General features: G+C 33.7%; 13 protein-coding genes. All 13 read right to left on the bottom strand.

All coding sequences use genetic code 11. The features are described 5' to 3' along the window. Positions 1 to 885: a glycosyltransferase gene (locus tag BW926_RS02540; protein WP_228403378.1), complete on the bottom strand. Its 885-nt coding sequence runs from the start codon at positions 883 to 885 to the stop codon at positions 1 to 3. Beyond that, a complete protein-coding gene (locus tag BW926_RS02535) occupies positions 864 to 2,003 on the bottom strand; it encodes a glycosyltransferase family 4 protein (protein WP_076443881.1) in 1,140 nt (379 codons plus the stop codon). Before BW926_RS02535 ends, BW926_RS02540 begins: the two co-directional genes overlap by 22 nt. After that, on the bottom strand, positions 2,003 to 3,247 hold the full coding sequence (locus BW926_RS02530) for a glycosyltransferase family 4 protein (RefSeq protein WP_076443879.1): 1,245 nt from the start codon (positions 3,245 to 3,247) through the stop codon (positions 2,003 to 2,005). Before BW926_RS02530 ends, BW926_RS02535 begins: the two co-directional genes overlap by 1 nt. Positions 3,248 to 3,301: 54 nt before the next feature. Next, the gene (locus tag BW926_RS02525) at positions 3,302 to 4,540 is read right to left on the bottom strand and encodes a glycosyltransferase (protein WP_076443877.1); all 1,239 of its coding nucleotides are present in this window, start codon (positions 4,538 to 4,540) and stop codon (positions 3,302 to 3,304) included. Between the two features lie 3 nt (positions 4,541 to 4,543). Next, positions 4,544 to 5,731 carry a glycosyltransferase gene (locus BW926_RS02520; protein WP_076443875.1) on the bottom strand — a complete coding sequence of 396 codons (1,188 nt, stop codon included), beginning with the start codon at positions 5,729 to 5,731 and terminating at the stop codon, positions 4,544 to 4,546. Positions 5,732 to 5,734: 3 nt separating this feature from the next. Beyond that, positions 5,735 to 6,721, bottom strand: coding sequence for a WaaS/CpsH family glycosyltransferase (locus BW926_RS02515; RefSeq protein WP_076443873.1), 987 nt, complete (start codon positions 6,719 to 6,721; stop codon positions 5,735 to 5,737). A gap of 4 nt (positions 6,722 to 6,725) precedes the next feature. Then, a complete protein-coding gene (locus tag BW926_RS02510; protein WP_076443871.1) occupies positions 6,726 to 7,475 on the bottom strand; it encodes a glycosyltransferase family 2 protein in 750 nt (249 codons plus the stop codon). Positions 7,476 to 7,505: 30 nt separating this feature from the next. Next, on the bottom strand, positions 7,506 to 8,270 hold the full coding sequence (locus BW926_RS02505) for a polysaccharide deacetylase family protein (RefSeq protein WP_083672237.1): 765 nt from the start codon (positions 8,268 to 8,270) through the stop codon (positions 7,506 to 7,508). Next, positions 8,267 to 9,052, bottom strand: coding sequence for a glycosyltransferase family 2 protein (locus BW926_RS02500; protein ID WP_076443869.1), 786 nt, complete (start codon positions 9,050 to 9,052; stop codon positions 8,267 to 8,269). The genes BW926_RS02505 and BW926_RS02500 overlap by 4 nt, the downstream gene beginning before the upstream one ends. A 3-nt stretch (positions 9,053 to 9,055) precedes the next feature. Beyond that, positions 9,056 to 10,300: an ornithine--oxo-acid transaminase gene (gene rocD, locus BW926_RS02495; protein WP_076443867.1), complete on the bottom strand. Its 1,245-nt coding sequence runs from the start codon at positions 10,298 to 10,300 to the stop codon at positions 9,056 to 9,058. A gap of 306 nt (positions 10,301 to 10,606) precedes the next feature. Then, positions 10,607 to 11,962, bottom strand: a complete 1,356-nt coding sequence (gene accC / locus BW926_RS02490) for an acetyl-CoA carboxylase biotin carboxylase subunit (RefSeq protein ID WP_076443865.1) — start codon at positions 11,960 to 11,962, stop codon at positions 10,607 to 10,609. Between the two features lie 97 nt (positions 11,963 to 12,059). Continuing rightward, positions 12,060 to 12,542 (bottom strand): acetyl-CoA carboxylase biotin carboxyl carrier protein, encoded by a 483-nt coding sequence (gene accB / locus BW926_RS02485; RefSeq protein ID WP_076443863.1) that lies wholly within the window; start codon positions 12,540 to 12,542, stop codon positions 12,060 to 12,062. A 129-nt stretch (positions 12,543 to 12,671) separates the two neighbouring features. After that, entirely contained in the window at positions 12,672 to 12,875 is a 204-nt protein-coding gene (gene rpmF / locus BW926_RS02480; protein ID WP_076443861.1) for a 50S ribosomal protein L32, read from the bottom strand. Positions 12,876 to 12,902: the final 27 nt, after the last annotated feature.

Here is a 12,902-nt window from a genome sequence, read left to right as displayed (position 1 = left end):
TTATATTTTTGAATAAATCCCGTGCAATATTCCTTTTATGTAAGCTTTCGCCATAGAAAATTTTCCTTTCTTAATTGCTTTTCGTGCGAGCTTCCACCGCTCTTTGGTTACGTATTTTATGTTTCCATTGTATAATCTGCATACCCAGATTCGGTTTCTAGTCATATAATATTCATAGAAACTTCCCTTATTGCTGGCCAGATTATATGCCTCACATTGTGTGTTCACAGCGATCTTCCAGTTTGTTTTTTCCAGAAGGCGCAGACACCATTCAGATTCTTCATAATACATGAAAAAATGTTCGTTCATCGGGCCTGTTTCATTTAAAATTTCTTTTCTGAATAGTAAAGCGCTCCCGTCTACATAATTTATATGGTAATGGTAATGGGGTGCTTCTACATTATTTTTGTCCTGCTCGCCGTTGGCATGGGCTCCCATAAAGCCTTTCTCTGAAAATAATAATCCACCGTCCGAGAATATTCTGCTCCGGTTGTTTCTGTAGCAAATCCGCGGACCGATGATTCCGATGTCTGAAAATTTCTTTAAGTCTTTATATAATTGCTCTATGGAAGCTAAAGAGATTTCGATATCCGGATTTAACAATAAAAAATAATTTTTTCCGTCCTGTATAGCTTTTTTAATGGCCAGATTATTACCATAGGCGTAGCCACCGTTATAATCACTTAAAATATAATTAATCTGCCTCTGAGCTCCAAACTTCTCAATTCCTTTTTTGTCTCCTGAATTATTATCTACAATATAAATACATTGCTGCGGAACACCTTCAGCTAATAGGGAATCTACTTCCCGACTGGTATCATCGAAAGAGTTGTAATTTAGAATAATAATGGCTAAGTCATCGATCACTGTAAAAGGTTTTTCCATTTTTCTATAGCTTTTTCTTCTGAAAAATTATTTTTAAAATAGTCTTCGGCCTGGTGTTTCATATCTTGATAATATACTTCGTCCTGTAATAAAGATATTACTTTATTTTTAAAAATTTCAGGATCGTCAGTGACTAGGCAGCCGTTTGATGTTTTTGACGAAAAGCCGTCCACCGCACGCTCAGTACCCACTACAGGAAGTCCATAGGATAATGCTTCAATTACTTTTATTTTAATACCTGTGCCTTCAAGCATTGGGCAGATTGCAATTTTTGACTGATGATAATACTCTTCCAGACTTTCTGAAAACTCTACCATTTCTACATTTTCTCTTTTTTCAATATGTCTGCAAACTCTTCCGATTATTATAATATTAATATTTTCCGGAAGTAAGGGATATACGTTGGCAAAAAACCATTGAATAGATTTTATATTGAAAATATTCTCGGATCCTACAAATATTAAATCATATTTTTTATCCGGGTTATTTTTTTCAAAATGTGATGGGAAAGAAGGAGGTATATTGATTACTTTTTCTCCCAAAAATTTTTTGAAAACCGAATGCTCATCTTCTGAGATGGTTATTACATTATCAAATTTTGCGAGGTTGCTTATTTCTTCATTGAAACGTTTGCCAATATCTAATGATTTATTTTTGTAAAATTCATTAAGGGTGATCCAGTCATGAGTATCTATGATTTTCAACGTATCTTTCATAGAATAATTATCAATTAATCCTGTCCAGAATTCATAATTAATAATAATAATATCGTAATGTTCTGATGTAAAAATGCCCCTGAACTCTTTCTTTATAAAATCGGTCAAAGAATTATTATTGGGATTGGGTTTTTTGTAGAATTTTGAAATTTTATATTTCCAATAGTCTGCCGTAGTTTTTATTTTCGGTGGCTTTTGCTTTAGTAAAAATAGATTGTCAACAATATTTTTATCAATATTTGTGGTGTCATTAAGATATTTATAAATTTCATCAACACCTGCCAAATCAATGCTGTATCCCAGTTTTTTTAAAACGGTAAGTGTAGTTTTTGCTCTGGTTGTATTTCCTGCTCTGTTTGAAAACGGATTTTCAGGAAAAAAAAAGAGAATTTTTTTTATCATTACAAAGATCTAATAGCTGAATTAAACTTTTTGATTATAACATCCCATGAATAATTTTTCAGAACATAGTTTCTTGCTTTATTACCTTCCAAAACGAGATCGCTCTGTTTTTGCTGAATATAAAAAATAAGGGCTTGAGAAAACTCATCATTGTCTGTAAAACTTTTTCCGGTTTCACTTTTTTTGATATGAGAATACAAAACGTCACAATTTTTATTTACAATTACAGGTGTTTTCAGCAACATTGCTTCTAACGTTACCAGTGAGAGGCTTTCATAGAATGATGGCATTATTAGCGCACAGGCATTCGCTAGCAGGGTGTTTTTAAGGTCGTCATCGATGAATCCGGTAAGAATAATATCTTCTCCCTGAGTTATTTGTTCATCAAGAGAGTTTTTACCTACCAATACCAATTTTAGATCTTTATATTCAGGATATGTTTTTTTAAAATTATTAAAATATTCAATCATCATTACGCAGCCTTTATCTTTAACTATTCTTCCTATATAAACAAAATATTGTTTTGGATGAAGATTTTCCGGCAGCTTGCTTATCGTAAGGTCATAATCATCAAAACCAATTCCTGCAATTTCTGACTCTGTTTTTTTGGTCTGAGGATAAACTTTTTCAACCAGATCTTTTTCAGTCTGAGTATTATACATGATGTATTTTGCAGAAGAAAACACCTGTGCATATCCGTCAAGATAAAATTGGGGCTCATCATGTGCTGTTGGAATAAGAATGCTTTTTTCAGAAACTTCCCGGATGCCAATATTGGTAGGATGGTATAAATAGGTAAAGAAAATAAAAGTCTTGTAATCTGCTTTTTTTTCTTTTATAAAATCAATTAAATCAGTGGAAAAAGGGCCCTGCACTTCCAGCCATTCATTAAAATTGAATGCTTTTTTGCTGTATTGCCTCTTAAAAAATAAATAAGGAAAATTTAAAAGGTTTAATTTCCGGGTATTATATTTATAAATATTACAGACTGCTTTACTGAGCTTTCTAAATCTCGGTACGTCTTTTTTTAAGGTTTTAAATCTTCTGACTCTAATATCATGAATAATTTCAACTCCTTCAGGATAATAATTGTCCCAGAATTTAAATTCTATTGCACTGGTCGTAATAATTTCCACATCATAGGTGTTTGACAGTTTTTCAGCTAATAACCGGGCATGAAGTTCTGCACCCCCATTTATTTCCAAACCATATCTTTGGACAACTATAGCAATCTTGTCATTCATATGAATATTGATTAATTCATTTATTAGCTTTTACATGTAGTGGTATTGTGTAAGCTATTTTTTACCTTTCATTTTTTTTAGAAAAATATTTACTTTTTTTCTTATTTTATTGTATAACGTTTTTTCAAGATAATTAACTCTTCCGGTAAGTCTGTCAATTTCTGCCAAGTAAAAAACATTACCAACACTATTTCCCGAGCTTTCTTTTTTATCAAACTGATCAATAAAACCTAATCTTATCTTAAACAGATTTCCAATCGATTCAACCGAAAAATTATCTCGGATTTGAGCTTCAGCATTACTTTTAATTTTATCTAAATCTCCAAAATTACTTTTAATGTATTGAAGTTTTTCAACGGCATCTTCAATATCGGGCCTTGCCAAAGTCAGTCCTTCCGCAATTAATCCTTTTGTATTGGATGTTTTGATAAAATCATACTGAATAAGAAAGCTATTATTTACATTCATAAAATCCAGGTTTCCCGAATAGCCTGTTCCGACTACAATTTTTCCGTAAGACATAGCTTCCGCCATCGTCAGCCCAAAACCTTCAGAGCCGTGAAGCGAAATAAGAACATCAGATTTCTGAATAAAAGAATGAAGCTTTTCTTTAGAAAAATGTTCATTAATAAGAATAATATTCGGAATAGCAGAATACTTTTCGAGTGCTTTTTGGGCATCCCTGCTTCGCTCAAGATTATGGGTTTTTACAATTAAAATACTTTTAGGATCATTATTGAAAACCTTGATAAAAGATTCAATTGTCGCTTCGGGATTTTTTCGGATGGTTGTACTCAATGAATCAAAAATCGTCACGTAAATTTTTGAATTGGACTTAATATTATATTCATTCAAATCAAATTCATCGGAAGGAGCGAGTTTCTGAATCGGATGAGAAAATCTCATCACTGGAATTCCTGTATATTTGGTGAAAATATTAACACAGAAGTCACTGGGAACCCATAATTCATCAAAAATATTTAAAAACTCAACTGTTTTATCCGATACCTCGGGGAATTCCCATGCCCAATAAACAATATTGTAATGCCCGGCAAGCTTAATATCCTGATTTTTTGAGAAAAACTCATGGGTAACATTGCTGTTGATGTGAAAAATATTAATTGAAGATTCCGCTTTGGTTTCACTTTGTATTTTTTCAAGCGTATCACTTGAATAATTGATCCGGTTTACCTTGATGCCGGCATTTTCCATGGCAATGGCATTCAGCCGAGTTGCTTCTGCGATCCCGAAATTTCCATCAAAAAAACCATGATAATTTACACTTAATGACATGAATTATAATGTTTTAAGTTTTTCTTTTACTTCTTCCGGCGAAAATGCACTCAGGCTGTCCACCGAATTTTTACTTAATGTATTCCAAAGTTCTTCATTATTATTCAATTGAAGAATAGCTTTTGCGAAAGATTTTTCGTCGTTTGCGATCAATACATTTTTTTTATCTGTTAATTTCATGCCTTCTGCCCCAATATCTGTAGTAACAACGGGGAAAAAATATTCAAAAGCCTGGCCAATTTTTCCTTTCACACCGGCTCCGAATCTCAACGGGGCAACCATTATTCTGGAATTCATAAAATGCTCTTCAATGCTTTCTACAAAGCCTAAAAACTTAAATTTTGGATACTGTTTGATATCCAGTTTATCTGCTACATTACCAATTACACTCACTTCCAGATCGAGATTTTCCTTCCATACGAGAGGCATTATTTTTTCATATAAAAACTTTACCGCATCAATATTGGGCTCATGAATAGATCCTATGAAAATAATTCCTTTACTGTCAGTAAATTTTTTTCTTTCAGAAATGTCAATTTTAGGATAATGTATGTTAGATATTGTGATAATCTTATTTTTGTCTGCATATTGGCTCATGACTTCCTTTTCCTTGTCAGAAATGGCGATAATGTAATCAAGCTGAGGCGCTACAACCGTTTCCAGACGGAAATAATGCTTGTAATTTTTCTTTAAAGAAATACGGTTCGGCTCGATTTCAATAGCTCTTTTATACCTTAAAAAATGAATATCCACCATATCATAAATATATTTTGTATCAGGTAAGGTATTTTTCATTTTTTTATAGAATAAATTCAAGGCAAGAGGACCGTTAAACCAAATATAATCTACTTTTTTTAGGCCTGATAGAAAGGCGTAAATATTTTTGAACTTATTATTTTCTACAAAAACGATCACACCATGCTGCTGGTAAAATTCCACATAAGAATCATCTTCAAAAATATGAGGAGCAAACACAATGCAGTTGTATCCTAATTCTTTATAGATTAAAATAATTTCTTTGAGCCTGTTGGAACCGGAATCTTTATCGTGTGTAGGAAAGTCTCTTGAAGCAAAAAGGATCGTTTTTTTTGAAGCGTCGTACAGGCTGATGTTTACTATGTCCTGCGTATTGAGGGTTTTAAGCTTTTCTTTCCTTTTAAAATGTTTTTTTATTTTTTTTAAGATTCCCATTTGCTAGTTGTTATGATCCAGTTCAAAAACTTTATTTACCCAGCAATCCAGCGTGTATCTGTAATAGATTTCTTTCGGAACTGTTTGGTATGGTGTTTCAAAGAAAGTTTTGTCAAGATTACTAATATTTTCGTTTAAAATCAAAATATTATTGGGATTGTAAAAATCGTAGCTTCTAATTGCTTCATTATCAGTAATGATTTTCTTTTCGAGAGACATTGCCTCAAAGATCCTGAAGCTCAGTCCATATTGACCTTCACGCATCAGATCTAGCAATACTTTTGAATTTTTATAATATTTGGGAAGATCATCGTGAGGAATTTTTTTGATGCTGAAAATCAGGAACAGATTTTCAGGAACTTTAATGAAGAGATTTCTAAGCTGATGCTTCCAGGATTTTTTTCCGATTACCATAATCTGGAATTTCATTCCAATATTGATCAGTTTTTTTGCCAGTTGCTTTATCAGCGAAACTCTTCGATTATCGTAAGAGGTAATGTAGAAAAGATCCATCTGCGGATTTTGCTTCTCTTTGGGTAGGTAAGGGAGGTAAATATAATTAGTGATCTTTTCAAAACTGTGCTTTTCTACATCGCTAATATCAAAAGAGAAAATTTTATCAAAAAAATGAAGCCTGCCTTCTACAGGAACCCTCTCCAAATTGTCATAGAGGTAGGTAATAAGCCTGTCGGTATATTTCCTGATTTTTTCAAGCGTTGCAATATCAAAAGTATCCGGGTTTAAAACCAGAATCTGATCCTGATGCCCCAGTTTTTCCAGAGACTCCAGAACGTATCTCTGTCTTTTTTCTTTTTTTAAATTTTTATTTAAAAATGTTTTACTTAAAGCATTTACAGCCCTTTCGTTAAAATTAGAATGAGTAACGGAACTGATCTTTATATGGTGTGCTTCAATACCGCGTTTGCATAATGTCTGAACAATATACTTATCATAATCCCAAAAATCATAACTAATGATACAAATCTTCATCCAACTAATTTTGCTCTTTTTTTAATGATTCATATGTTTCAAAAACACTCAGCGACTGCAGGTAAGAAATTTGGTAGCCTTCTTTCCCGTCCAGAATGCCAAGTCTCATGACATATGCTTTAAAAAATTTAAAAGCTGTTTTAAGATATTGAATTAAACGATTAAACTTTTTCCCTTTTGCGGCTAATTCTTTTCCTTTTAAAATACCGTAATGAACCATCTTTTTCCGGTAAGAATCATAGTCTGAAACGGAATAATGGAGCAGCTTGTTTTTTAAAGCACCTACTGTACCGTTTACTTCAAGTTTTTCATGGACTTTCTTCCCGGCGATATATCTGGCTTTCGATTTTTTGAAAAGCCTGAAATTTTTATCAGACTGTGTACCGGAAAAATTAATCGGTTTTTGGGCAAAAAAGAACTTCCTGTAAAAATAATAGGCGTCTTTCTGCTCAGGCTTATTTAGTTCATCTACAATTTCTTTTTTTAATTCCGGGGTTATTCTCTCGTCGCCGTCAAGGAATAGAACCCAGTCATTTTTTGCTGTGTCCAGTGCCAGATTCCTTTGTTTGGTGAAGTCTTCAAATGTATTCTGAATTACCTTAACATTAGGAAAGCTTTTGGCAATTTCCACAGTTTTATCTGTACTGAATGAGTCTACAACAATTATTTCATCGCAAAAGTCAAAACATGTAAGGACTCCGCGTATATTTTTTTCTTCATTATGTGTTATGATCAGCCCGCTTATATTCATCATAACTTCTTAGTTTGATACGGAAAATATTTTCTAAAACAGTTTTAATTTTCCAAAGATAAGTTTTAATTTGAATTTTACTAACGTATCTTTACCTTTTATGTCTATTCTACATAGCTCATAAGGCTTTTGTGTCGGAAAATAATTCACTTTATTTCCAATTCTTACAGCAAAATTAATTCCTAAGTCGCATAAAATTGAAAAAATTTCCTTTTTTCTTGTGTTTATCTTTGGATATTTCCCGTATGGATAAGCAAGTACCTTAGAATATTTTATTTTTTCTTCATCAAGAATCTGCATATTATTTTCCAGATCATGCTTGATGTAATCTGTAGATAAGTTTCTGAAGTTGTGATGCTCGTGGCTGTGGAGTGCAATTTCAAAATGATTTTCATTGAGATTTCTGATATCTTCAAAGCTCATCATTTCATAGTTTTTATATCCTTCCTGAATAAATTTTGTCGGAATGAAAATAGTGGCTTTCAGATTATATTTTTCCAGTAACGGCGGCAGATATTTAAAATTATTTTTATAGCCGTCGTCAAAAGTCAGTATAATAGTGTTTTTTTCCTTGGGATTAATTTCGGAGAAGAATTTCGTTTTATATTTATTTTGAATTAAATATTTTAATTGAAGTTCGAGATTTTTGAGGCTTACAGTGAGATTATCATTAGTCTTTTCTTCTACCTGATGATACATAAGAATGATCAGCCTGTTTTTTGGAAAAAGAAAAAGATATAGCCGGAATTCTATAATTAAAAATACGATTAAAATGAGTAAGGCGATGTATAAAATCATAATTTACCGTGCTTTTTTTCAATTTCTATCAACCTGATTTTTTCGTAGAGCTTAATATATTTCAAGAAAGTATAGTATGCCATTGTTCTTGCAATGTAAAAGCCAGGAAATCCGTCAAGAAAGCCCAGTTTAAAGATAAAAACTTTTAAAAATTCAAAAGACGGACTTACGATGATCTTGAAACGGTTAATCTTTTTACCTTTCTCAAACATTTTTTCTGCCATCATATCAGAATATTTGTTGATTTTTGTAATATGATGTTGGATACTTTTATATGTGTAGTGATTGAGTCTGCCCTCTAAAATTCCGCATTTTTCATTGAAGATCAGATATTCATGAACTTTATCGTCAGAATATTTTGCGCAGTCTTTTCTGAAAAGTCTCTCACGGTAAACATTGCCCCAGCCACCAAATTTTATGAGGTGGATCCCTAGATGATTATTAAACTTCACATTATACACTTTGAATTCAGGCTGGACTGAAGATGTGATTTTTTTGATTGATTTTTTTAAATTTTCATCAGGAACTTCATCCGCGTCCAGAAATAAGACCCATTCATTGGAGCACAAATTAATGGCATGATTTTTTTGTTCACCATACCCATTAAAAGCTTTCTCAAACAATTTTACCTGAGGATATTTTTGAGTGCAGATTTCCTTGGTATTATCGGTTGAATAGCTATCAACGATTACAATTTCATCAACTATATCTTTTAGTGCATCTAATAGCCTTACAATATTATCTTCTTCATTATAGGTTATGACCGCAAGGGAGATTGGCATGTTTTAAAATTCATTTAGTGTTTTTTCTATAATTTGAACGCAATCAAGCAATTGCTCTTTAGTTATAATCAAAGGAGGTGCCAGTCTGATAATATTTCCGTGAGTTGGTTTTGCTAGAAGGCCGTTTTCTTTTAATTTTAAGCAAATATTCCATGCTGTAGAGCTTTCAGGAGTATCATTTATTAAAATTGCATTTAATAATCCTTTACCTCTTACTTTTGTGATGAGATCAGTCTTTTCTATGATTTTTTCAATTTCGGAACGGAATAATTTTCCCAATTCTTCTGCTCTTTCAGAAAGTTTTTCTCCTTCCACTACATCCAGGGCGGCAACGGCAACCGCACAAGCAATCGGGTTTCCTCCGAAAGTAGAACCGTGTTGTCCGGGGTTGATCACATTCATGATTTCGTTATTAGCCAAAACTGCTGAAACAGGATACATTCCGCCGGAAAGTGCTTTTCCCAGAATCAAAATATCGGGTTGAACACCTTCATGATGACAGGCAATTAATTTTCCTGTCCTTGCAATACCTGTCTGAACTTCATCGGCAATAAAAAGAACATTATGTTTTTTACATAATTCAGAAGCGTTTTTCAAAAATCCTTCATTTGGAACATAAACCCCAGCTTCCCCTTGAATGGGCTCGACCAAAAATGCGGCAATATTTCCCGCTTCTCTGTTTAAAACTTCTTCTAAAGCGGCAATATCGTTGTAAGGAATTTTAATAAATCCAGGAGTAAAAGGGCCATAATTTTGATTGGCATCGGGATCGTTTGAAAAAGAAACAATGGTTGTGGTTCTTCCATGGAAATTATTTTCACAAACGATAATTTTTGCTGCGTTTTCTGAAATTCCTTTTACTTCATAGCTCCATTTTCTGGCTAATTTTACAGCTGTTTCCACTGCTTCAGCACCGGAATTCATTGGTAAAACCTTATCAAAACCAAAAAGAGAAGTGATTTTCTGCTCGTATTCACCTAATTTCGAATTGTAGAAAGCTCTTGATGTTAAAGCTAATTTTTTAGCCTGCTCAATCAAAGCTCCGACAATTTTAGGATGCGAATGTCCTTGATTAACAGCAGAATAGGCAGAAAGAAAATCATAATATTTCTTTCCTTCCACATCCCAAACGAAAACTCCTTCTCCTTTGTCTAAAACGACGGGAAGAGGGTGGTAGTTGTGAGCACCGTATTTGTCTTCAAGGTCAATGAAATACTGAGAGTTTTTTACTGTTTCTACTGTTGACATAAATTTAGGTTTTGCACAAAATTAAACATTATAAATGAAAATGATAAACAGAAATATGATACTGAAAAACAACATGTTTTAAGTGCTTTTAATGCTCAACGAAAAATGAATTAGAAAATATTGCTGTTGCGGATTCTATGTTGCAGTTATTCTATCTTTAAAAAATAACTTTTCTTTAAGCCAAATTTTTTTGAGGGAAATTGTAATATCCTTGTCAAGGTTTAAACCTTGACAAGGATGCACTTGTTTCTTTAAAACAAAAACCGCCTCAAAATGAGACGGTTTTAGATTGTATATAAAATAATCTTAGTGATTATCGTATTTTCTATCCATTACAAAATCCTCCATGAATTTTGTTGTGTAGTTTCCTGCAAGATAATCTTCATTATCCATCAATTGTCTGTGGAAGGGAATCGTAGTTTTTACACCTTCGATATAGAATTCTTCCAAAGCTCTTCTCATTTTCGCAATGGCTTCTTCACGGGTTTGAGCCGTCGTGATCAATTTTGCAATCATTGAGTCATAGTTTGAAGGGATGGTATATCCGGCATAAACATGTGTATCCACTCTTACCCCGTGTCCGCCAGGAATATTTAGTCCGGTAATTTTTCCCGGAGATGGCCTGAAATCCATGTAAGGATCTTCCGCATTGATTCTACATTCGATTGAATGTAATTTTGGATAATAATTGATTCCTGAAATAGGAGTTCCTGCAGCTAAAAGAATTTGCTCTCTGATCAAGTCATAATCAATAACCTGCTCAGTGATCGGGTGCTCTACCTGAATTCTCGTGTTCATTTCCATGAAATAGAAATTTCTGTGCTTGTCTACCAGGAATTCGATAGTTCCTACACCTTCATATCCTATGAATTCTGCGGCTTTTACGGCTGCTTCACCCATTTTCTCACGAAGCTCGTCGGTCATGAAAGGCGAAGGTGTTTCCTCTGTCAGTTTCTGATTTCTTCTCTGAACTGAACAGTCTCTTTCGGAAAGGTGACAAGCTTTACCAAATTGATCTCCTGCAACCTGAATTTCGATGTGTCTAGGCTCCTCAATCAGTTTTTCCATGTACATACCTCCGTTTCCGAATGCAGCTACAGCTTCCTGAATTGCAGATTCCCAGTGGTCTTTAAGGTCTTCAGCTTTCCAAACAGCTCTCATTCCTTTTCCACCACCACCGGCAGTTGCCTTGATCATTACAGGATATCCTGTTTCTTTAGCAACTTTTACTGCGTGCTCGTAAGATTCAATTAAACCGTCAGAACCAGGTACACAAGGTACCCCAGCAGCCTTCATCGTAGCTTTAGCGTTTGCTTTATCTCCCATTTTTTCAATTTGCTCGGGAGAAGCACCTATGAATTTGATACCATTTTTCTGGCAGATTCTTGAGAAATTGGCATTTTCAGATAAGAATCCATAACCCGGGTGAATGGCATCTGCATTGGTAATTTCTGCAGCAGCAATAATGTTAGGAATTTTAAGATATGAGTCTTTACTCATTGCCGGACCAATGCAAACTGCTTCATCAGCAAATCTTACATGAAGACTGTCTTTATCAGCAGTTGAATAAACCGCAACGGTTTTGATCCCCATTTCTTTACAAGTACGTAAGATACGCATTGCAATTTCGCCACGATTGGCAATTAATATTTTTTTGAACATCTTCTTCAATTTGAAAATTAGATAATTTGAAAATTAGATAATGTTATTTTAATGTAGAATTTAATCTAACATCTAATGTCTAACATCTAACTTCTAATTAAGATGGATCTACTAAGAATAAAGGTTGGTCGTATTCTACAGGTGTAGCATCATCAACTAAAATCTTAACGATTTTTCCGCTTACCTCAGACTCGATCTGGTTGAATAACTTCATTGCTTCGATTACACAAACCGTTTTACCGATAGAAACTTCGTCACCTACGTTTACAAATACGTCTTTATCTGGAGATGGCTTTCTGTAGAAAGTTCCGATCATTGGAGATTTAATAGTAACATACTTGCTGTCGTCAGAAGCAGCCTCAGCTTTTTCAGCAGGTGCAGCAGCAGGAGTTGCTACTTGTACAGGAGCAGCTACTTGTTGTGGAGCAGTGTGGTAAACTGCAGGTTGAGCATAAGCAACTTCGCTTCCAGCTAATGGAGTTTTAATAGTGATTTCGAAATCTTTAGTCTTGTACTTCACTTCAGAAACCTCTGCTTTAGATACAAACTTAATAAGATTTTGTATGTCTTTAATGTCCATAAATTTGATATTTGATTTTGAGCCAAAGATACCAAAAAAACATAAAAAACAACAAAAAACCGCCAAATTTTATAAAAATTGGACGGTTTTTGTATTAAAACGAGTGTTTTTCAGTGAAAAAAGCGACTCTTAGTTTTCTTCTGTAGTTGTTACTTCTTTTTCCAATACTACTTTTCCTCTGTAGTATAATTTTCCTTCATGCCAGTGAGCTCTGTGGTATAAGTGAAGCTCTCCTGTTGTTGCATCTTTAGCTAATTGAGGAACTACAGCTTTGTAGTGAGTTCTTCTCTTATCTCTTCTTGTAGACGACTGTCTTCTCTTTGGATGTGCCATTTTGTAATAACTTTTTTAATTGATGAG

This window comes from Chryseobacterium sp. RU37D, from assembly GCF_900156075.1.
In the GTDB taxonomy this organism is placed as follows: Bacteria; Bacteroidota; Bacteroidia; order Flavobacteriales; family Weeksellaceae; genus Chryseobacterium.
This window is presented reverse-complemented; position numbering and strand designations above follow the sequence as displayed.